Annotated in this window: 21 protein-coding genes; all 21 read right to left on the reverse strand. The window is 52.0% G+C overall.

What is annotated here, in order from left to right; all coding sequences use genetic code 11:
- Positions 1-3: 3 nt before the first annotated feature.
- Positions 4-1,077 carry a thymidylate synthase gene (thyA, locus tag R0J87_RS15675; protein ID WP_498887317.1) on the reverse strand — a complete coding sequence of 358 codons (1,074 nt, stop codon included), beginning with the start codon at positions 1,075-1,077 and terminating at the stop codon, positions 4-6.
- 203 nt (positions 1,078-1,280) lie between these two features.
- Positions 1,281-2,060 carry a pyrophosphohydrolase domain-containing protein gene (locus tag R0J87_RS15680; protein WP_498887319.1) on the reverse strand — a complete coding sequence of 260 codons (780 nt, stop codon included), beginning with the start codon at positions 2,058-2,060 and terminating at the stop codon, positions 1,281-1,283.
- Positions 2,061-2,188: 128 nt separating this feature from the next.
- A complete protein-coding gene (gene nrdB, locus R0J87_RS15685; protein WP_498887320.1) occupies positions 2,189-3,349 on the reverse strand; it encodes a class Ia ribonucleoside-diphosphate reductase subunit beta in 1,161 nt (386 codons plus the stop codon).
- Between the two features lie 24 nt (positions 3,350-3,373).
- Positions 3,374-5,740, reverse strand: coding sequence for a class 1a ribonucleoside-diphosphate reductase subunit alpha (gene nrdA, locus R0J87_RS15690; protein WP_498887322.1), 2,367 nt, complete (start codon positions 5,738-5,740; stop codon positions 3,374-3,376).
- Positions 5,741-5,866: 126 nt separating this feature from the next.
- Positions 5,867-6,439, reverse strand: a complete 573-nt coding sequence (locus R0J87_RS15695; RefSeq protein WP_498887324.1) for a crossover junction endodeoxyribonuclease RuvC — start codon at positions 6,437-6,439, stop codon at positions 5,867-5,869.
- A gap of 133 nt (positions 6,440-6,572) precedes the next feature.
- Positions 6,573-7,319, reverse strand: a complete 747-nt coding sequence (locus tag R0J87_RS15700) for a hypothetical protein (protein ID WP_498887326.1) — start codon at positions 7,317-7,319, stop codon at positions 6,573-6,575.
- Between the two features lie 74 nt (positions 7,320-7,393).
- Positions 7,394-7,609: a hypothetical protein gene (locus R0J87_RS15705; protein WP_498887328.1), complete on the reverse strand. Its 216-nt coding sequence runs from the start codon at positions 7,607-7,609 to the stop codon at positions 7,394-7,396.
- Positions 7,610-9,523 carry an AAA family ATPase gene (locus R0J87_RS15710; RefSeq protein WP_498887329.1) on the reverse strand — a complete coding sequence of 638 codons (1,914 nt, stop codon included), beginning with the start codon at positions 9,521-9,523 and terminating at the stop codon, positions 7,610-7,612.
- The gene (locus R0J87_RS15715) at positions 9,513-10,586 is read right to left on the reverse strand and encodes a metallophosphoesterase (protein WP_498887331.1); all 1,074 of its coding nucleotides are present in this window, start codon (positions 10,584-10,586) and stop codon (positions 9,513-9,515) included. Before R0J87_RS15715 ends, R0J87_RS15710 begins: the two co-directional genes overlap by 11 nt.
- Positions 10,587-10,691: 105 nt before the next feature.
- Positions 10,692-11,063, reverse strand: a complete 372-nt coding sequence (locus R0J87_RS15720) for a hypothetical protein (protein ID WP_498887333.1) — start codon at positions 11,061-11,063, stop codon at positions 10,692-10,694.
- A 19-nt stretch (positions 11,064-11,082) separates the two neighbouring features.
- Complete coding sequence (locus R0J87_RS15725) at positions 11,083-11,493, reverse strand: hypothetical protein (protein WP_498887334.1); 411 nt, start codon at positions 11,491-11,493, stop codon at positions 11,083-11,085.
- On the reverse strand, positions 11,441-12,034 hold the full coding sequence (locus R0J87_RS15730; protein ID WP_498887335.1) for a hypothetical protein: 594 nt from the start codon (positions 12,032-12,034) through the stop codon (positions 11,441-11,443). The genes R0J87_RS15725 and R0J87_RS15730 overlap by 53 nt, the downstream gene beginning before the upstream one ends.
- Before the next feature lie 69 nt (positions 12,035-12,103).
- Positions 12,104-13,168, reverse strand: a complete 1,065-nt coding sequence (locus R0J87_RS15735) for a RecA family protein (protein ID WP_498887336.1) — start codon at positions 13,166-13,168, stop codon at positions 12,104-12,106.
- On the reverse strand, positions 13,165-14,220 hold the full coding sequence (locus R0J87_RS15740) for a 5'-3' exonuclease H3TH domain-containing protein (protein ID WP_498887338.1): 1,056 nt from the start codon (positions 14,218-14,220) through the stop codon (positions 13,165-13,167). Before R0J87_RS15740 ends, R0J87_RS15735 begins: the two co-directional genes overlap by 4 nt.
- Positions 14,180-15,226: a hypothetical protein gene (locus tag R0J87_RS15745; protein WP_498887339.1), complete on the reverse strand. Its 1,047-nt coding sequence runs from the start codon at positions 15,224-15,226 to the stop codon at positions 14,180-14,182. Before R0J87_RS15745 ends, R0J87_RS15740 begins: the two co-directional genes overlap by 41 nt.
- A 106-nt stretch (positions 15,227-15,332) precedes the next feature.
- Positions 15,333-15,842 (reverse strand): hypothetical protein, encoded by a 510-nt coding sequence (locus R0J87_RS15750; protein ID WP_498887341.1) that lies wholly within the window; start codon positions 15,840-15,842, stop codon positions 15,333-15,335.
- 84 nt (positions 15,843-15,926) lie between these two features.
- Entirely contained in the window at positions 15,927-16,313 is a 387-nt protein-coding gene (locus R0J87_RS15755; RefSeq protein WP_498887342.1) for a hypothetical protein, read from the reverse strand.
- Positions 16,314-16,750: 437 nt separating this feature from the next.
- Positions 16,751-17,212 carry a hypothetical protein gene (locus R0J87_RS15760; protein ID WP_498887344.1) on the reverse strand — a complete coding sequence of 154 codons (462 nt, stop codon included), beginning with the start codon at positions 17,210-17,212 and terminating at the stop codon, positions 16,751-16,753.
- Positions 17,209-17,502, reverse strand: a complete 294-nt coding sequence (locus R0J87_RS15765; protein WP_498887346.1) for a hypothetical protein — start codon at positions 17,500-17,502, stop codon at positions 17,209-17,211. Before R0J87_RS15765 ends, R0J87_RS15760 begins: the two co-directional genes overlap by 4 nt.
- 614 nt (positions 17,503-18,116) lie before the next feature.
- Positions 18,117-21,467: a DNA polymerase III subunit alpha gene (dnaE, locus tag R0J87_RS15770; protein WP_498887348.1), complete on the reverse strand. Its 3,351-nt coding sequence runs from the start codon at positions 21,465-21,467 to the stop codon at positions 18,117-18,119.
- Positions 21,464-21,991: a hypothetical protein gene (locus tag R0J87_RS15775; protein ID WP_498887350.1), complete on the reverse strand. Its 528-nt coding sequence runs from the start codon at positions 21,989-21,991 to the stop codon at positions 21,464-21,466. Before R0J87_RS15775 ends, dnaE begins: the two co-directional genes overlap by 4 nt.
- Positions 21,992-21,994: the final 3 nt, after the last annotated feature.

Here is a 21,994-nt window from a genome sequence, read left to right on the forward strand (position 1 = left end):
TTTCTATACAGCCACAGGTGCTTTAATAACGGCCTCTGATTCATAGCCGTAGATATTGATGTCGTAGTAGTTGAATTCAGCCGGATCTTTGTATTCGCCAAGCAGTGTCACGATGGGGGTGCAATCCACGCCCTCGCGTAACATCTGCTCATAGATCTGGTCGAGGTGATTGGAGTAAAGATGAGCGTCGCCAATGGTATGAACGAACTCTAAAGGCTCCATACCCACACACTTGGCCAGCAAGTGCGTTAGTAGCGAGTAGCTGGCGATGTTGAAGGGCACACCCAGGAAGAAGTCGCCTGAGCGTTGATACAGGTGACAGCTAATTCCTCGGGTAGCCGGAACGACGCCCTCTAGTAGCTCTTCTGGGATGGTGTCGTCGATATTTTCAAGATGGCCGGACTTCGCCAAGACATACTCAGAGTCATCAAGCTCGGCGTTATTCTCAACTTTCAACAGCACCCGCTCACGGGCAATGTCAGATCGCTCCTTGAAGCTCAGCTCGCGGGTGTAAAACTGCACAAACGAATGGCAGGGCGGCAATGCTTGCTCTTCGACAACAGAGGGGTTCCAGGCTGTCAGAATCAACCGGCGAGAGTCGGGATTCGTGCGAAGCTGATGGAGTAGGTCGGCGATCTGGTCGATCTTACGGCTAACTGCCACCATGCCTGCATACCCATCACCAAAGATCACTTCAAAGCCGCGTTCTTTGTATTTGGCCAATTCGCTATCTTGAATGACGCGGGTGTCGTCCCACTTACGCCACTGAACGCCGTATACCGGCCCCAGGTCGCCATTTTCATCAGCCCATTCATCCCAAATACGCACGCCGTGCTCTTTGAGGTAAGCGATGTTGCTCTCGCCTCGTAGGAACCAGATCAGCTCATGAATGATTGAGGTCAGGTGAAGTTTCTTAGTCGTTAGGAGAGGCAGCTTGCCACCGGTCAAATCAAAAGCCATCTGCTGCGCAAACAGACTGATCGTGCCGGTTTTTGTCCGGTCGTCTTTCTTAACGCCTAGATCGACAATCTGCTCAGCGGTGAGCAAATAGATGTCATCAACTACATTTTTGGTCATCTTCCAATCCCATTGTTGAGTAAGTCGTTGACTCAGAAACCCAGCGTTGCAAAAAGCGGGGTTAGGTCAGCGGTGGCAAAAGCAATCAAAGACATAGCCAGTAGCCCTTTGATTAAATCGACGAGCCATATCATCAGCGCGCTCCTAATAAGTAATCTATTACTTACTGTATAGAGCGCACTGAAGGCGCTCTATGCGTGAATTTAAGCCACCAGTGAGGCCAGATCCGCCTCGCTGTAGAGTGGGTTTTTTACGACCTTGTTGGTGCTGATATTCTTGGCAATCCAGCGGCCATCATCCAGACGCTCAAACTTCAGCTCAATGGCGGGGAGGGGGCAGCCGTTAGCAGCCATAAAGAATCGACAAGCGTCTTCATCCGGTAGCTCAGCCGGTAAGAGTTTACTCATGTTGGAACGGTGAACTTCGACCATTACGGCTAGCGGGTCGACCTCTAAGCATTCGCTCATAATGGACAGGAAGGCGAAGGCCATCTCAACGCTGAAATTCTCAACAGGGATGTCAGCCTCTTGATCCGCACCGCCTAAATGCTCAAGTAGCTGAGTAGACACCTCAGATAGTGAGCCTACAAACACGTTCCGAGCGTAACGGCTCCAGCCATACCCCTCGGACTCCTCTTTCATGTTCGCGAAGGAGAGCAGCGCTGATTCATTATCTCCTACAAGATTGAACAGAATTTCGTTGGCTTTGTGCGGAGGGAACCCGCACTCAATCAGGTTTCCGCAGGTAAAGTAGACGGCATCCGCAAAAGCGTCGACGACTTTGACTTTCTGTTTGCCAATAGCAGCCGTCAGGCCCTCCTGAAGCTCTTCAAATAGGTAAGCCCCTCGCTCAACTGCTCGCGTTTCAGAGAGAGAGCTTGAGGCTTTTAAGCCTACAGGGTGACCAAAAACTTCATGGAACTCTTTGACCATCATCATCGACTGGACAAATATGGCTTCTAGTTGAGGTTTGGTGAGCGACATTCATATGCCTCATTAGGTTAAAAAGTCAGTGATGACTTACTAATTATCACGCACTGAGAGTAGGCTTCATATCCAGAAAAAAGGGCGAAGCTAGCGGCCTCGCCCTCTGATAGTAAGTATGCCGTTACTTATACTTGGATGTCGAGCCTAACGGCTGACAATTCTTCCAAATTAAGCTCAGGCAGAACGCGGCCAATCAAATAGGAGGTGATTTCGGACTCCTGCGGGGCCACCTGGACGTTTCCACTGTAGAGATACTTGTTCACCCAGGGGGCAGGGTGGGGGTTAGGCATCTCGCAAACAGGGGCAATACCGGCTCCGGCCATCGTTTGGAAGGTAAAGACCTTCAGACAGTCCTCCAGAATAGAGGCGTTCAAGCCAGGGATGCTGCGGCCTTCGTCGAAAAGATGCTGCGCCCAGGCCACTTCCTGCTCAAAGCACTCGGTGAAAATTTGCTGAAGGTCTGGCAGAACAGCCTCAAAATCCGCCTTCCACTCGTCACCCTCTTTGCCAGAGGCAATGGCTTTCAGAGTGTCACCAATGGCCTTGCGGTGAAGCGCTTCGTCTCGGGCAATCAGCCGGATGATCTTGGAGTTGCCCGCCATAACGTTCAGCTTCTCGGTGAAAGCAAATGAGCAGAGGAAAGACACGTAGAACCGAACGCCTTCCAGTGCATTTACGGCTGCCAGTGCCTTGATAATCGCTCGACGCATCAGACTGGGTGTGATCATCACGCGCTCATTGCGTGACGGGACCACATGATACCCATAGCCATACACCGAGTAGATCATGCCAAGCTCGATCAACTCATCATAAGCGCGGGTCAAAGCCTGAGCGCGGTTGATGATGTTCTCGTCTAGCACGATAGAGTCAAAGATTGCGCCAGGGTCAGGGAACACGTTGCGGATGATATGGGTGTAGCTCTTTGAGTGAATCACCTCAAAGGCGGGCCAAACCACCGTGAACGTCTCAAGCTCAGGAATGGAAATCAGCGGGCCAAAGGCAAGCATAGGTGCGCGGGCCTGCACCGAGTCCAGCAGTGATTGATACTTCAGGTTAGCCAGAAAGATGTAGCGCTGGTCTTCTGTCAATTTCCCCCAAAACTCTACTTTGTCACGACTCAGGTCAATCTCTTCCGGTCGCCAGAATTGTGCGAACTGCTGGTCAGTGGCTTTGTCGAGGAAGCGGTATTTTGTCTTGTCGTATCGCGCCAGATTGACCTCTTGACCCAGAAACATCGGCTCTGTGGTGGCATCGACTTGATTGGCATTAAACGTGGTATAACTCATTGCTTACTTACTCTCTGGGTTAAATTAAAGTGCGCACGCGCCGCTATCGCAGCCCAATTCGTCGTTGGCAATAGCTTCCCACTGCCGCTGCTTGAGGCTCGTCAGCTCTTCGCTGGCAGATGCCTCGGCGATCTCTACCGATTCGGTCTTAGCGCCTTTCTCAGTTTCCTCGACGCCCTGCCCATCGTTCACGTTGTTGTAATACAACGTTTTAATACCCCATCGATAGGCCAACATAAGCTCGCGAGCGATCACCTGTAGCGGAACCATGCCGCCCTTGAACCGGTCGGGGTAGTAGTTGGTGTTGGTGCTGATCGACTGATCAACAAACTTCTGCATGATGGCCACCAGGGCCAAATAGCCCTCGTTATGAGGCATCTCCCATAGCGTTTCATAGGCGTCTTGCAGCGTTTCATAATCCGGCACGATCTGAGCAATGGTCATATCCGCATTGCCCTTCACAGAGACCAGCTCACGAGGCGGCTCGATGCCATTAGTGCTGTTGGATACCTGGCTTGAAGATTCACAAGGCATCAGCGCAGAAAGGGTGCAGTTGCGCATACCGTGACGCAGGACGTCGGCCCGAAGTGAGTCCCAATCCATGTGTAAAAGCTCACTGTGAAGCTCGTCGACGGCTTTCTTGTAGTGATCGATAGGCATCAGGCCACGCGAATACTTCGTGGCATGGAAGCCAGGGGCCGCGCCAAATTTCTTAGCCAGATCCACCGAGGCTTCGATGAGGTAATACTGAAACGACTCCATGTAGGCATGGGTGAAGTTGTTGCCAGAGCCGTCGCTATAACGCGCGCCGCTTTTTGCCAGCCAGTTGGCATAGTTGGTGATGCCGATGCCAAGCGGCCGATATTTCATCGTGGCGTTGCGTGCAGCAGGGACGACGTAATCCTGATAATCCAAAAGAGCATCAAGGAAGTTCACCAGAACCCGCACCACGCGGCGCAGATCGGCTCTGGAGGTCACTTTGCCCATATTTACACCGGCCAGTGTGCAGAGAGATACCTCGCCATTGGGGTCATCGACGTTTTGAAGAGGCTTAGTGGGTAGCGTGATCTCCATACAAAGGTTGGATTGTCGAATCGGCGCAATTTCCTGAATGAACGAGCTGTGCGTGTTGCAGTGGTCAACGTTCATCACGTAAATGCGGGAGGTCTCGAACCGCTCAAGCAGAAGGTGAGTAAAGAGGTCGACCGCGCTCTTCACCTCCTTGCGATAGGCGGGGTTCTTCTCAGCAGCCTCGTAAATCTCGATCCACTTAGCGGTGTCAGCGAAGAACGCATCGTAAAGACCAGGGACTTCATGCGGGCTAAACAGAGTAATGTTTTCGCCTTTCTGCAAACGCTCCAGAAGATAGCCATTCATCTGAAAGCAGTGATCCATCCGCCGTGCGCGGTTAAGCTCCAAACCTTTGTTGTTTTTCAGCACCACGAGGTTTTCAAACTCAAGGTGCCAAATGGGGTAGAAGAGCGTTGCCGATGCGCCACGAATACCGCCCTGAGAGCAGGCTTTAACAGACGCCTCGATCTTCTTGATGAACGGCACGATGCCGGTGTGATACGCCAAGCCACCACGCACCGGAGAGCCTTCAGCGCGAATCATGCCAGGGTTGATACCAAGGCCAGCACGAGCAGCGCCGTAAAGACTGGCCACGTCAGACGCCGCATTGATTTCTGGCAGGGAGTCACCGGCCTCAACCACCACACAACTTGAGAATTGACGCAGAGGAGTGCGCACACCACCCCAAATAGGCGTAGGCAATGAGCCTTCAAAGGTCGTCACCACGTCGTAGAAGTCTTTGATCTGCTGGATTAGCTCGTCGCCATGATAGCGAGTAGGTAGCACCGCCATTCCGATCAACATGGCCGCGTGTTGAGGGGCATCGTAAATCTGACCCGTCACACGGTTCTTGATCAGATACTTGGTGGTCATCTGCATCGCACCAGCATAGTGAAACTGCATGTCCCGCTCTGGCCGAATGTAGCTGTTCAAGTCGTTGAGTTGATCAATGGTGAAATGCCAGAGCAGCGACTTGTCGTAGATGCCTTCGTCAATCAGCTTTTGCGCCCATACTGCTAGGTGAGGGTAGCTGTATTGCCCATAGGCTTCTTTTCGTGCTCGAAACATTTCAAGACGACCGGCAACGATGGCGTAGTTGGGATGAAACCCAGGTTCGGTGCCAATGAGCTGAGCGGCGGCCTGCGTGATGATGTGGTGAAGCTCTTTGGTGCTCATGCCATCGCGAACGCTGGCTTCAGCAATCTTGGCAATGGCGGCAACGCTGACGCTCTTCAGTTCGCCAACGGCCCAAAACATAACGCGTTCAATTTTTTCTCGGTTAAATGGCTGACGGGTGCCGTCACGTTTAATTACGTGCATGTTTCTTTCCTACAGGGTGGGTGATACGGCAATGATAAGTAAGCGATGACTTACTTACTAGGCTTGACAGCGACAAAATTCACCGTCAAGCACTAGATTTTGTAGCGAGGAGGTCTATTGGTTACATCATGCAGCTTTTAGAAAGGCTAACGTGCGTTGGAATTCAGCGGTCGCCATACCGGCGTAAATAGCAGCGATGGCGTCCGCCATGTGCTCGGCAGACCCCGCCACAACAGAGGTAACGCCTTTATTGGTTTGCATAGGCCAGGGGGCCTCTGGATGCTTGCTCATTGCCCAAGCGATCATTTCCTCCTTGGAGGCAGTTTTCTTGCCGACCGAGATCTTCTTGACCTGATCTGGCGTCACTTCAAAGAAGGGAATGCCCGACCCTCGGATTGCCCCTAAAACGCCCACACAGACCCCATACGAGGCCATCGCCCGTGCGCTCTTGCTACCTACCGGCACCTCAACAAAGACCGCCTGAGCACCTCCAGCGGCTAGCTTGCTGCGCGTAAAAAGCTGATAGGCCACCTCGACATCTTTGGAGTTTTGACGAACCTGCTTTCCTTGTGGCTGATCAGGGCGAATAACGTCCAGGGTGTCGATGGTGAGCTTCAAACTGCTTGGGTTGAGCCGACCAACAGCAATCCCCCAATTTCGCAGGCTTGGGTCAAATCCGACCACATTCAGTTCATTCATCTTGGTAATCCTCTTCCGTGCCATGATCTGACTCATGGCAGTAATCTACAGGTGGGTCTATGTCGCTTGGATGATGCCAGGCGTCTTGACCGCAGAAAGGGCAGGAATAGGGCGCTTTGACCACATCAGTCTCCTAAAACGATAGTGCGCCAAAGTTGGGGTTTATCTTCTTGGCCTCTTCAAACGCCGACGAGCGGTCTAGCTCGGGAATATCAGGCACCTCGATACTCTTCGGTTTTGGTTCAATGACTTTTCCTCCTAGTAAGAAGGGGAGTCTGTTGTGCCGCATGATTCGCTCGCCAATCTCGATAGCGTGATATTGCGTCAATCGATGAGGGGTCTCTGCCATCGATAAAAATCTCCACACTCCGCTAGGCAGATCGACCGGCCATTTATCCTCTCGTCGGTATTCATGAAATGACCTGGAGGCGAGATCGTTGATCAGTTTTGCAAAGGACAGTGGCTCAGAATTGGGGTCGCTCTGTTGGATGTTACTGAAGATCCTTATGCAGTCCGACTCCGACAGCAAAGCCAGACTTTGATCGCGCATTCGTATGCCGAACGCCAGCTCCGGCAAGTGCGCTTCGCTCTCCATTTCCAATGTTACAAACTCAAACCTCTCGATGTCGTGAGGGATGAAGGTGCTGGTCGAGAGGTTGATAAACGCAGATTCTTCAGTTGTCGCAATTTCAAATTCCCGATAGGAGGGCGATTCGTAAATTAGCTCATCCCTGTGGATCAGCGAACGAACGGCATCTGTGAAGATCTGCGGGAGTCTGGCACCCGCTAGTAACAACACCTTCCGATAGTCGAAGTCGCCAGCCTCACTATCGGTGGTGGGTGAAAAACTGTGTAGCGATGGGATGTAAACGTGTGTCATTACTGCCTCTATGATAAGTCACTAATTACTTACAATATGCAGCGCACATCGACGGGATGCACGCTGCTCAGTAGTTAAAGTGAGGTATCAGGATGTAGTGGGTCGGCTCCGATAAAGACCTCGTCTGGAGCCTCTGGCCACTCATCTCGAATGGCGTCAAAATCACCCTCGTTCCAACAGCGCAGAAACGCCAAACCCTCGTCGGTCTCTAAAGCGAACTGGATGGCTGCAATGGCAGAGTCGCAGCGCTGATCAAGGGTGGTTTGGGATGGACTTTCGAGTGTCGACATTTATGCCTCCAGGCGGCTAACGCCATGCTCTTTAACGACCCTGACGGAATCACTGATGTAATGGTTCAGATCGTTATGTGAAATCACCAACACGGTGCCGGACTTGGTAGCCTTTTCCTTCATGATCGACATCAGGCGCTCAAGACCATCCGAATCTAGGGCGTGATCAATCTCGTCGAATATGAACAGTGGAATTGATTTGGCTGAGCGCGTGGCTACTAAATCCTGAAGTGCCATTGCCGTTGCAATGCGCACTTTTCGCTTCTCACCGCCCGATAGCCCCCCGAAGGACTTCGCGCCTTTGGTGTTCACTACATTGATGGCGAACTTATCTCGCAGCTCCCCACCTTTAGTTGCACTGATGGTCTGCCACGTAGCGCTTATTTCGCCCTCTGATAATTGACCCAGGTAGTGGGACGTTCGCTCATTCAAGATTGGGGTAACGTGGTCAAGAATGTGCGCACGAACCCCAGAAGTCCCCAGCACCTCAACGGCAGCCTGGGCCACGTTCCAGCGATGAGAGATGGCTTTTAGCTTTTCGACAGCGGCATCGATCTCGGTAATTAAGCCGGTAATGCGTGCATGAGAGTCACGGATCATGTCGGCGTAAGGACTGGTTTCAGCCATCGCTTTTTTGACGTTTTCGACTTCTGACTCAATTTGCATTTTCAGTCGACCAGCTTTTGTCAGCTCAACGTCGATATTGCCGATTAAACTGCGAGTTTCGCTTTCTGAGCGCGTTTCTTCGCTGATGCTAGTCATCGCAGCTTCAAAGCTGGTAAGCGTCTCCTGAGCGCTTGTAGAGCGATCCCGTGCTGCATCTAATTCCAACTTCAGACGCTTGAACTCCTCAACGGCATCCGTGAGTGCTTTCTTACGATGCGAGCGAGCATCATCCAGGTCGTGTTCCGCGTAAGGCTTGCCGCATTCACCACAGGGCTTTCCAACCAGACCATCGACGCCATCTAGCGCCGTCTTGAGCGTTTTTACCTTTTCACCTGCTGTCTTCAAGTAGGTTTCGGCCAGCCGTAGCTTGGTGTCGGCATCATTAGCCTCCCACTGAAGTTTCGCCTGTTTCTTGCGCTCTTCATCGGTCGACTCAATCCGCTTACGCACCTGAGCCAATTTCTCTTCAAGTGCGGTCTTTTTGGCCTGCAAATCCGCGACATTCATGGCGACATAGCTATCGCGGTAGGATTTCGCATTCTCTTTGCAGCGATCCGCCTTGAGCTTTTGATCAATGCGCCACTGGTTCTCGGTATCCTCGAAGCGAGCAAGTTGATTTTTCTCGTCACGTAGCCGAGTTTGCAGCTTCTCTACCTCTGACTGCTGCTGCTCAACTTCACGCTTCACAAGGTTGGCTTTATCGCGCTGTAGCTTATGAGCCTCGTTGAGTCGGTCGATGCCCGCAGCCTCCTCAACCAATGCCTTCAGCTCTTTATCAGTGCGCATAGGCAAGTCGGGCATGGCCTCCTGACCGGCATACACTGAGCTGGCAAATACGGACTCTGAAGAGCCAACGATTTTGTTGACCAGCTCTTGCGTCTGTTTATCGGTGCCCATCGTAATGTCCTTCCCGTTCTGAATGACGGTCAGGCGATTTTTGTTTTTCGAGTGCTTGCGGTGCCGAGCAATAACGTATTCGTCGCTGCCATCTTTGACGACCAGCAGCACACGACTCTCTTTGCCCGCAGCGTCGTTGATCACATCGTCAGCGCTGATACCGCGTGCGGTTTTACCAAATAAACACCAAAAGATAGCGTCAACTAGGGAGGACTTGCCGGAGCCGTTACTAGACGCCCCTCCGTTTTCCAGATTGACGCCCTGAATGAGCAACAACCCACGACCGGCGAGCTGGAAGTCGGCTTGTGCAAAGCTCAAGAAATTGGTGACGGATAGCTGCTCAAACTGCATGGTCGATCTCCGCTAACGTGCGTAGGACTTCGGCATTTACGTCGTCCTTGATGGGGTCTGGGATAGTGGTGCTAGCCTTAACAAAATGGGTGATTGAGTCTTCTAGGCGATCCAGGCTGGTTTTCGCGGCACCTTTGCGCGTAATGACCTTCTCTTTACGAATGGGCAGGATGAGGGCGGCCGCAGCACCTAGCTCTTCGACCAGCAGCTCGCGGAAGGCAACTACCTCCTTTTCCTCTTCGATCTCGATGCGGGCGCGCACGTAGTTACCCGCCACCACCTCCAGAGAGTCCTCGTCGACCTCCTCGATATTGACGAACTTGGGCGCGTCGGTCTCGAAGTGCTGCACATCGCTAGCAGTGCCTCTTTCAGAGACAATCAGGTAACCGGCCTTGCTGTTCACATCACCCCAGTTTTGGTGCGTTAGAGCGCCCACTGAGAAGACGCTAGGTCGAACACGCTTAAAATTGTGGTAATGGCCAGAAAAGACGTTTTTGAAACCAAAATCCGCCAGAAAATCGGGATCGATGCCGTGATCTGGTAGGCCAGGAATGATCTCGTTGATCGGGGCGTGAATCATGAGCGTGACATCGTGCGGATCGATACCGCCTAGAAGCTCATTGGCGATGACGCTCAGCAGCTCTTTTTGTTTGGCGTGCCAGGGGATCATCAACACGCGATGATCACGGTCGAAGTAGGGCGCTTCTGACACTACGCGAACGCCAGTGTGACGAAGAGACTCGCCGCTATTGCCGATACGGTTGGAGTCCTCGAATTCAAGGTCGTGATTGCCCGCCAGCAGAAAGACTGGAAGGCCGATGTCGTTGACGATTTCGTTGTAGAGGTCGACGACGGGGTTTAACACTGACGGGGAAACGCGACCCCGAACATGAAACAGATCGCCCGTGTGGAAGAGAGCAGAGCAGCCAGCATCCTTCATGTGGATAGCGGCCTTTCGTGTTTCTGCGATGAGAATGGCGAGACGACTGTTGATATGCTCCTCTTGCTTAGAAAAGGCTGACCAAGAGTGGTAATGAGTGTCTGAAATGATGCCGTAACGCATAGAGGTTCCTTAATAAGTCATTTGTTACTTACTATTTGCTTTGATTAAATGCACTACGAAAGATAAAGCAATCGCTATTGGTGAGTTATAACTTCCACTTAACGGTTATTTTTTTCTGTAATGACCACGCACCCAAACCTTGCCTGTTTCAACATTGCTTGGCGGGTTAATTCCCTCCAGATAAGCTGCAATTTTGAGCATCCTTACAGGAGTGATAAGTATGAGTAGTTGAATCAGCCCGCAGAAAGCCGCAATGGACCAAGCGAAAGTCTTTAGAACATCCCAGTAGTTAGAAAAGAACTTGGCTAAAAACCACCTATCAAGCTCCAAGGGTGTAAAGTTGTATTCAATAAGACAGTAGAAAAAGTATATGGGTGTGCCAAAAAAGATAGGGACCGCGATAATCATCATCACGCTCATCATCACCCACATAAATGTCATTCCTGACCGCAGTCCCTTTGTAACTACCTCATCCATCCCTAGCTATCCCCATTGGTTAATCTAGCTTTGTCTTCTTTGATTTTCGGAGGACAAAATACTTTAATGGCAAGTATCGCTGCAAGGCACCTCCCCGAGATGCATAGTTAAGAATCTTGATCTTGGTTTTGTCGAAGTAGTTGTCGATGCTAGTAACGTAGCGGTCGCCGGTATCACGAACAAAAACGCCCACGACTTTGATGCCGTGAGCGCGCATGATTTGGAGGGTCTCGTCGTCCATTGCCCAGGCCGCTACGCCCTTCTTGATGGCATCCCCGAGACGCATTTCGCCAGAGCGATAAATCTCGTTGTGTTTTCGGTAAGCCATGTAGACTTTCTCGCCAGAATCCAACGAGACGATGGCACCGTAAAGACGCTTACCCTTCTTGACCAGCTCCAACTTCTTCTTTGGACCTAATTCGTAAGCCATTTTCCAGTCTCCGCATGTAAATCGCGGTTAGCGTGGAGTTCTCGCTGAGAAAATGACCGTGTGCCTTCCGCAGCACTTCACCGACATAGCTTTGAGCGGACTGTCCAGGCGCTCGTTTGCAAGCTACGTGGTTGTAGACTGCATGACACTCCAGCATGTCGTTGTAATTGCCGTGATATACGTGCGTTACCTCCGCATACCCCTCGATCTCTTCAGTCTTTGTATTTACCAACGCTATCTTGTCGCTTGGGCGCAGACGCTCAAACCAACCCTTACCGACACGCAGCGTGTTGAACTGACGCTCCAGACCAATCATCGGCGGCATGAAGCCAATAGAGGGGATGTATTTTTCGCAATTACGAACAGAGAGGGTGACAAAGGATTCTGCCTTTTCCATCATCAACCTCACTGGACACTGGTCATTGATCCCGCAGGTATCGCACAACAGCACTTCGCGTTTCTTTTCCGCAACGGTTTCGATGGTGAACCGCCCGGCATCTGTCCGCTTTACCCAGCGAGCGCGTTTCAATTTCACAGTCATGGCCGCCAATCTCCTTTGATCACGGCCATGACTATAGGACGACTACCAACAAGGCAGCCAGCAGAAAAATTAGGCTTCTTCTGCGGCGTCTACCGGATCCTTCAGATCGTCAGGATCCGCCTTCGTCAGCAGCGCCTTAACCTTTTCAGCGACGGTTTCATCGGTGCGGATAAGGTTGGCCAACTTCTTTTTGGTGATCTTCTCGCCCTCCCAATAGCAGTAAGCGGACGTCTTGCCCCCTGGCTCGACAATTTCATGCTCACAGAGATATTCGACCAGCGACCCTTCGATGTCGAAACTGCCAGTGCCATCTTCGTTAAACATGAAATTCCACTTGCACTTGCGGAACGGCACCGAGACCTTGTTCTTGATGCACTCGGCACCAATCTGCTGTCCAATTTTGGTGCTATCACTGGCCGACTTTTTAATCATCGTCTTGCCGAGACGAATGCGCACCGAGCAGTAGAACTTCACTGCGTCACCGCCAGGGGTCGTTGTAGGGTCACCAAACATCACTCCGATCTTCGTGCGCGTTTGGTTCAGCACGACCAGAATGGCGTTGTAATCGTCGCACGCCTGAGCAATCAACTTGAACGAAGCGGACGTTGCCCGTGCCAAAGCAGTGTTGTCGTTCATATTGAGCGCGTCGGCTGACTTCTCGGCGATCTGCTGTGGCACCATCGACGCCAGCGAGTCCCACACAATCGCAATCGGCGCTTCTTTAGGGATCAGCTTCTTCTCACGCACCACACGCAGCAGCTTGATCGTCTCGACGACGGTCTGTTCGTAGGTCTTACCGCGCTTGAAGACGAAGCGACCTGGCGTTACATCAAGACCACCTCGTTCAGCCAGGTCGGTATCAAAGCTACGCTCATGATCAAAGAAGGCGGCGATACCTTCCATGCGCTGAGCCGACTTCATGATCTCGTTGGCAATGGCCGTCTTACCCGATGATTCTGGCCCTGACAGCTCGATCACTCGACCAGAGGGCATACCGCCACCGTAGTAACGGCCACTAACAATGCGGTTCAGAGGAGGAAAGCCGGTATCCAACCAGATTTTTACGGTGGACACTTCGTCGTTTGCACCGATGGCGCTCATGATTTCTTTGGCTAAATCGCTTGGCTTGCTCATGCTGTTTCTCTCTTGGTATTAGTGGTTACGCAGTGGTCAATAAAGGGTTCTACGAAGGCATCGAAGTCGTTGAGAATTGAGTTGAAGGCAAATTCACGACAAAAGTCGCGAAAGCCATCCAAATCCATAGCGTCTCGATAAAGCACCTGAACGCCGGTTGGTTTGGGGCCAGACAGCAAATTCATCAGCTTGACGTTTCGCTTAAACACCTGGATGCGAGTCATCGCAGGCTCTTTCGGTGATTTTTCGCCCATTGCAAAGTCGCGATAGGCTTTAGGGACTTTCCGTCCTGCCGCCACGTCATCGCGAATGCGCTGGATAAAGGTCTTCACGTCGCCATACTGAGCAAGAATTTCCGGGGCAGACTTCTCGCCGATTCGCCCTACGCCTGGGATCTCGTCGGAGTTATCGCCGAACAGCGCTTTGCCCTGAACGAAAGCGGTGGGGGTCAGATAACCGGTGTTCTCTGCAAACGTGCCGGCATGAACCATCCGTCCGTCCTTGTGATTTACCCAGGTGGCCTTGTCACTAATGAGCTGCTTCCAGTCGTGGTCACCCGTGATCATGAAGACCTGCTTGCCTTGAGCGGTGTAGGTTTGAACTAGATGCCCAGCTAAATCATCCGCCTCAAAGTCTTCGGCATAGAGAGAAGGGACTCCCAGCAGGCCCAGACCGCGCTTGATGTCTTCGCGTTGATCACGAAAGCAGGCGCGCATGTGCTGCACGCGGGGATCAGGCTCTTTACCTCGCTTGGCCTTGTAGTCAGGGAACAAGTCGTAGCGCCACTTGGCTTTTCCGTCCCAAAGCATGATGGGGCGAGCTTTCAGCTCATTAACGTAACGACGAACGCTTTTGATCGATCCGAAGATGGCCTGCACCTCTCGGTCGTTTACGGTTAGTTTCATGCCGTCCTGAGCGGCGTAACCTATGGCGTGGCTGTCGAAAAAGGCATATCGCATATTTGTCGCTCCAACTGAGAAGGGAGCCTTGCGGCTCCCTGTTTGCGATTGCTTAGAGGTCGTCCAGTCCGTCCAGAATGGAGTCGAGGTCATCGTCAGAGGCGTTAATCTCTTCAGCAAGATCAACAGAGGGTGCAGCGCTTGCTGCCGGAGCCGGTGTAGGCTCGACAACCACCTCATCAGCTTCCCAGGGCGCTTCTTCCATCAGCTCACCTTCCAGCGCGGCCAGCTCTTTTTCAGCTTCATCCGCAGCAGAAGCGGCAGCGCTTAGAACGGCGGCAGCACCTACCGCAGCAGCGGGGGCGCTCACAGCGACCGTAGCAGTTGCGGGCGGAGTGATGAATGCACCTGCCTCGCTACCACCGTGAGTGCCAGTGCGAGCCGGAGCAGCCAACGCCATCGACTTAGGAGCGGGTAAGCCTGTGACCGCAGTGGTGGCGTTCACTGCCTTCAGCAAGCCTTGCTCAGACTCTTGAGAGCAATAAGCTGCCAAGTCGACCACCAAAGAGACGTCGTATGTCACAGCGGTCGGCTTGGGTGCCAGAGAAACGGAGTATTCCGTATCCAGACCGGAGCCAGACTTGGTGACGATAAAGTCGTGACCTTCTGTGACGGACAGCACATCTACGCCGTCATCAGCAAACGTCATCATCTGGTCAACCATCTGATCAAAAACACCAGAAGGTAGCTCAAGGATGACCGGCTTATTAGGCTCATCGCTTTCGCGAATCAGCGCATTGACCAGGACACGTGGGGTGGCGCGAGCTTGACTGATCAACTTCTCCATCGAAGTGTTGCCAGTATCTTTCGCTAAGCGGATGCCCTCATAAACAGCGGAGCAGACAGGACAATCCTTACCGTAGGTCTTGTCGGTGCAAACATAGACCGCCGCTGTCTTGTTCTCGCGATCTTTCACGTAGTGCATACCGTAGTCGTGATAGAAGACGTCGGGTGATGCAGCGTTCCAGCCAGGAAGAATGCGAACGCGGTTTTTGCCTGGGGCGAACTTGTGAGGGCGAATGTATTGCGCTTTCTTCGCAGCCGCTTCAGCTTTGCGGTTGTTCAGACGGGATTTAAGAGCAGCTAATGATCCTGACATGGTAAAGCCTCGTTTCAGTGTGGTTTTTTAGTTTTTCGTCTATCCGCTCAAGCGGAGTAGATATTCTATCGCTTGCGTTAAAGGGAAGTAAGCGATTAGTTACTATTTAGTGCGAAAGACGCTCTTCACGGTTGCGAATGGACTCGGCCAGTTGAGCGCGAGCCTCGTCCCGAGCTGAAGAGCCGCCCTTGAAGCTATCTTTCATCACCATTTGCTCCAGATGATGCTTGGAGGCTTGAACGATCATATCTCGTCGCTGGCGTAGCGCTTCCAGCGCTGTTTTCGCTAGGTTCGAGATTAGAGTCGCCTTGTTGAAGTCGTCGTGAGCCTTCAGCATCCGTGGATGACTGGCCACGAACTCCTTCACTGTCCCTTCCGTCACCTTAACTCCGGTTTTCGGAAGCTCTTCACGGGCCGCCTTTCCAAGTTCAGCCTCAATGATGCTGAGACGGTTCTTGAACGCTGCCGCTTGGTGATCGGCTCGCGCAGAGATAACACCGTAGCGGACGTATAACCCCGCTTGAGTTGACCACATCGCGTCAAGGTCGGTGGAGTTGAATGACACATCCTCCTTGAGCTGCTTGGGGTCAATAAGGTTCTGAACCTCTTTGGTCATGGTGATTTCCTTGTTAAAGAGCGGGTCTGACCGAGATCAGACACCGCAATCTTATACTTGCGCTTTTAGTAAGTCACCAGTTACTTACATTTCAGAGAAGAAAAAATACCCCGCAGCGCTGCCGTAGGCTTGCCCCATCAAAAAGGCGCATCGAGCTGTCAAAAGGTCAGGATTTTCGAGGTGGATCGATAGATCGCGAATCTCGGCAATCTCGCTGGATAGCACCGGCAATTCACCGATGGTTTCGTAGCTGTTGGCGATGGAAGAAAGCCCGTTCCATTCTGAGGGCATTGTGCTCATAACCGCCTGAGAAGCGCGGGCGCATTCAGGGGCTTGCAATACGGTCTTGGTGATCGACACGTTGAAGTCGGCATAATCCTTCGGGGTTGAGAAGGGCGTGTCGACCGCGTGAGCTTCGATAACGGCCATGCCCGCTGCGGTAATTACCATGTATTTCAAGACGTCTAGCATGATAGGTCTCTCTGTGTGTTGTGCTACGTGTTAATGATATGTCAGCTTTGAGCGGTGCGCTGTAGCTCTGCTAGCAACTTTTCCATTACATTCAATTGGTTATCTTGGATTCTGCTCGGCAGTGGACGCCTTCAGTATCGATCTCTATAGCATCCCGTCTCGCATATTCCGCTATCTTTACTCCCTAATCTCTCATCCAATAGGTCGTGTGCATGTAGTGACCTCCCAGATACACGTTGCGTGTAAACAGGTTGGGGTTGGTCAATCCGCCCAATGCACAAAATCCTAGATAAGTAATTTGCATAAGCTGATTCCAAGCTCATATTTGCGACTATTTATAGTAAGCTATTACTTATTGGTTCGAGTAGCAAAACTTCTTGGTCAGCAAGACAGGCACAAAAAAGCCCGCATGAGCGGGCTAAGGTTTGGATCAAGTCCTAATTTGACTCTTTCCCAAAATTAGGAATGATGGGTTTAACGAAAACCGCTGGCTTGTCTCGCTGTGAATCTAAGAGACTTTCTAATTCTGCCAGTGAAGCCGCAGGAGAGGTAGTAGCGCTAAATAAATGATCAGTTAGGTCGAGAGATCGACTCGCGACATCTTTATTTTTGGCAAATCTTCGCTTAAAAGGCCTTGTCGCAGTATCTTTTGCACCGGCTTCTTCAAATTTTCGAGACAAAGCCTCAATTGCACCTGTTAGTCGATTGGTTTGAGCTTCTAGCTTCGATAGGTTATGAGCGAAACTGGTGTCTTTTTCCGGGCGTGACTTAGCTTGACGCACGTCGTGAGCCATTCGAGAAAACTTGGCATTTGCACGGTTTACAAAGGGAATCAGGACTATAGCGATTACAATCAAGACCAGCGCTGGCGAGATCATAATCCAATTTTCGGAAGTCATGGCTGTTCTCCAGTTTCATCTTCGGCACGCAATACTTCTCTGATCGTTTTAAGTGTAGCATCCGCCCTATCTTTCGCGTAGCCGCCCACCATCATGAGAGCAAACCCGATAAAAGCTCCTGTGAAAGCGCTATCGGTAGTCATTGCACTGGTTTTTGGGGCGAGTAATCCGCCTATGATACTGAGCGCCAAAATTGTTACACCCACTCGGTCTAGCCCGTCAAAAAGGACTTTAGCGACCAGCACAAAACGCTCGTAGGCTTTGACGAAATTAGTAGACATATTTGGCATGACGGTCGTCCATGACAATGTTGCTGTAAAAGCTGACCACACGATACACGATCAGGCTAAAAATAAACGGCAGAAAAATCTATGGCAATCTTAGTCCGTAATGCGAGAGGACGTCGTTTGCAGAAAATCTAATTTCATTACAGTTGCTTACGTCGGCTCTTTGCAGAAATGGCCTCAGATAATCGTTAGCCATTGCGCTAGACCGAAGACCTTGCGCCTTGATGGCAGTCTCTCCAGTCCCGACCTCCATCCAACCTTCTTGATGAAGTTCCGACTCGCTCTCAGACATGCTGTGGTAGAGGGCGTAAAGACTAACGGCGTCGCTAAAATAGTTGCTCGACTCAATGCCTACTGCTTCTGGATTGACCTCTTGGATTACAGCACAACTGATGCTGGCTTGATAAAGTCTTAGAATGGCCATGTCGCCTTGTGGGGTAACCTCTCCTTGGGCGCAGGCAGCATTCGACAGGGACCAGAGGAAAATTGCAGCCACCAAATGTCGCATCATACCTCCTTGCCATCTGAAGAAAGCCTAACAGTAACAGCGATTGATAATTAAGATGAAGCGGTAATTTATTTGGGAGACTTGATTCGCCTCCCTTAATACTGGCGAACTAAATACCCGCTGCCTCAATCGCTTTACTCAGGCATTTGACCAGCTCAGCCCCCAGTTCTGGGTTGAAGTAGATGCGACCCTGGCTGAAGCCATAGACTACTGTCCGGTCAGCAGCGGCGTTGTAGCTGCTCTTGCCGATCATTTCACCTGGCTTCTTCTTCTGATCATCGCTGAAATGGCGTGTCGCGAGAGACCCCATTGTCAAAATCACCGGAGGGTCTAGCTCTGCGACCTCACGATCCAAGAACTCACCGCAGACGCTAATCTCCTCGTTGCTGAAGCCGTCTACACCGCCTTCCTCGTCAGATTTAGGCTTCACGAACTTCATCAGAGTGGTGTAGTAGAAGTTTTCGTGGGTCAGGCCAGCCGCCTTGATAGCCTCGTTCCAAGACGTGTAGGGCTTGCCAGATACCAGTCGACCTTCGTTTTCGTCTGACCAAGAGGGTGCATCGAACACCACCATGATTTTCGACTTTTTGCCGATGCGAGGCACCGACACCCAGCGGTCATCAAAGACGGTGGAGTAGTCGTTCACGATAGACAGCAGCCGCGCATGAGTCCCCTTGTCCACGATCATATCGCGATCAATGGTGGCCACCTTCTGAATGACCCCAGGCATGAGCGTAAGCTGATCTTTTAAGCGCGATTTATCCGTTGCAGGGGGGGTGCCAGAGGTGATGGATGCAAACGCTCCTACGCGCTCCAAATGGTCAATAACACGCTTGTTGACGACTCTCCTGTTGACCGACAATTCAAACTGAGTTCGATCCGTGAAGAAACCGCCGGCCTTTTCTCGCCCCTCGACGATGGAGGCTGCGCCCTTATCACTGATGTTGGCCACGCAATTGAACGGTGCCACCAGCATATCGTGACCGGTGACGGGATCCCGTTTGATTTCGTAGCGAGCGGTCGAGGCGTTGATGTCGGGCGGGCCAATCTTGATGTTGTGCTTGGCTGCATCACCCACTAAGGCAGGGATGCGGTCGCTGTCCATGATCGACATACACGAAGCGAAGAACTCGGCGGGGTAGCGCACCTTGAGCAGCATCGTCCAGTAGGAAAGAAGGGTGTAGGCGCAACTGTGTGATTTATTAAACCCGTAACCCGCGAACTTTTCGATTTTATCGAACAGACTTTCAGCGTCAGGCGCACTCATGCCGGAGTGAGACTCGCAGCCTTTCACCCAAGCCTCACGCACCTTGCTCATCATATCTGCGTCTTTCTTACCCATCGCTTTACGCAGGCCGTCCGCTTGAGCCATCGTGAAACCAGCAAGCACCTGAGCCGACTGCATCACCTGCTCTTGGTAAACAAAAACGCCTTTGGTCTCTTCCAGCACGGGGATAAGGTTCGGGTGAGGGTAGTCCGGTGACTCGAAGCCTTTCGTGATTGCCACATAGGACTCCAACATGCCGGATTCCATTGGGCCTGGGCGATATAACGCAGTTGCCGCGACAAGCTGTTCAAAGGTCAGCGTTCCGGCATAGGCTAAGCTGGTGAGCAGCCCCTTCATGCCAGATGACTCAAACTGGAAAATAGCGGTGGTTTTTCCGAGGGTGAATGCCTCCAGAACATCAGGCTGATCAAGAGGCTCTTTGAGCAGATCCACCTCGATACCGTGCCGCGTCTTGATACGCTCTACGGTCTGCTGAATAACATCCAGGTTCGATAGACCCAATATATCCAGCTTGACCATTCCCATGTCTTCACAGACGCGCTTGTCCCAGTTGACGACCGGCTCATCACCTCTCGACTCCACCACCGCCATCTGACGCAAAGGTCGGCCGCCCACGATGATGCCCGCCGCGTGCTTACCGAAAGAGCGCATTTTTCCTTGAAGCCGAAGGCTGTGATTGAAAAGGTCTGGGTGCGTCTTAGAGAACGCATCGATCTCGGCAACGGTTTCCTGTGCGACTTCCAGGGTGGTGTCTGCCGGTATACGCTTCGAGACCGAAATGTCCACGCTTGATAGGCCGTGAACGCGGCCAACGTCACGAAGCGCAGAGGCGGCACCAAGCTGACCGTAGTTGCTGATGCCCGCCACACGATCCTCGCCAAACGTTTGTCGTAGGTAGCTAATCACTTCTTCACGGCGAGAGGACATAAAGTCCAAGTCGGCGTCGGGCAAATCCAAACGTTCGGGGTTGATGAAGCGCTCAAAAATTAGGCCGAAGCGAATCGGGTCAACGTCAGTGATTCCGATCAGGTAGGCCACCAAAGAGCCACCGACTGATCCGCGTCCAGGCCCAACTCCAATGCCGTTTAGCTTAGACCAACGAGTTATCTGGCTGACTAGCAAGAAGTAGCCAGCAAACCCCATGCTTTTGAGCGTTGAGAGTTCAAATTTAAATCGGTCTCGATAGACCGCCACTTCAGCGCCGGTTGGCTGATGGCCCATTACGGGAGCCGAGAATCGCTCACGCCAGCCGACCTTGCACAAGTTGACCAGTTCGGCGTTCTCATCTTCGGCAAGCTCAGGCAGCGAAATAGGCAGCTTATGCCACTCGTAGGTGACCTGATCGCAGAGCCAGTCGTGGTCGCGGATCATCGCGCTACTGACTTTGCAGCCCGTTCGCTTTGCAAAGCCCTTGAGTGCTTCAACCAGAGAGGGTGCTGATTGAGGGTGCTGGTCTCGTGTGTAGGGTATGCGGGTAAACGGACTGTCGACCTGGCTGTTTTCCGTGATGACGCGGTAAACGTCTTTGGTGTCAGCCTCACCTTCTTCGTAATAACAGGGCAAATAAGCAATGACACGCTGCCCCGTTTTCTCAGCTAACGCCAGGACGCGCTTATTGTGCTGATCGTAGTAAGGAGTGTGGATTGGTTGTATCGCTAGAACGCTCAAATTTGCGTTCTGAGCGCTGGGAATCTTCTGGATAGCATCTGCATAGTCTGTCGAGTGGCAAACGCTGTAAGCGTCGCTATTGAGCGCTATGAGATTGCCCTTCGCGATCATATCGTTCAGATCAGCGAAACCCACGCGAGCGCGGTAGTAAAAGTAGTCACGACTGTAGGCTCTGGATAGCAGCTCAAACACATCTTGCAAGCCATCGTCATTTTTGATGATCAGGTCGTGATAGCTTTCAGGGTTTGGCTTGTCGGCATGAGTGTCGCCCTTTTTAGGCTTACGATGCAGCGGGTCAGGCACTATACGCACTCTGACTCCGACGATGGGCTTAATGCCTGCCTCTTTGGCTGCCTTAGAGAAGGCAATCATTCCGCTGATGTTCATCGTGTCAATGAGGCACGCGGCGTTGTGACCCATAGCTTTTGCTTTTGCTGCGATAGCTTTTGGCGTGAGTGTTGATTCGCCAATGCTGAAGTGACTTCTGGCAAACAAAATGGTCATTTGTCGTCCTTAATGCTGATTTCAGCGGTAAATCGAGTGGTCGTCACGACCTTCATCAACTCGCCCAGCCCGAGAGCATCGGACACTAAGCTGGATGCGGTGGAGGCGCTGCACTGATGAACGGCAATAACGTGCTTAACGAGGTCACTTTTTCTGACTTTCCCCTCGCTAAGCAGGTGGTCGAAAATCGTGATGAAGGCGCGCTGTGTGCGGAAGCCATTGAGGGGGTTCTTTCCGGCTTTGATCAGCGCTCTGGCTTTTGAAAAAGAGAAGCCCTTGCGATTGAGCAAGAGGGCTTGGTTTTTAACGCGCTCGCTGCCGGAAGATAGGCGAATGTCGAGAATGTCTTCGACATCTGAGGCGTTGGTTGAGTAATTGACGGATAAGAAAGCCGCACTGGCGTTTGGACGTTTTTGCTGTGTCAGCGCCAGTGCGTTTTTATGACAGCCCTCAAAGTAAGGGCAGTCACGACAAGCGCTCGATTCAGGCGAGAAAACCACAGCACTGTTGATGCAACCGAGCATTTG

This window comes from Halomonas sp. SIMBA_159 (assembly GCF_046536035.1).
Taxonomy (GTDB): Bacteria; Pseudomonadota; Gammaproteobacteria; order Pseudomonadales; family Halomonadaceae; genus Vreelandella; species Vreelandella venusta_A.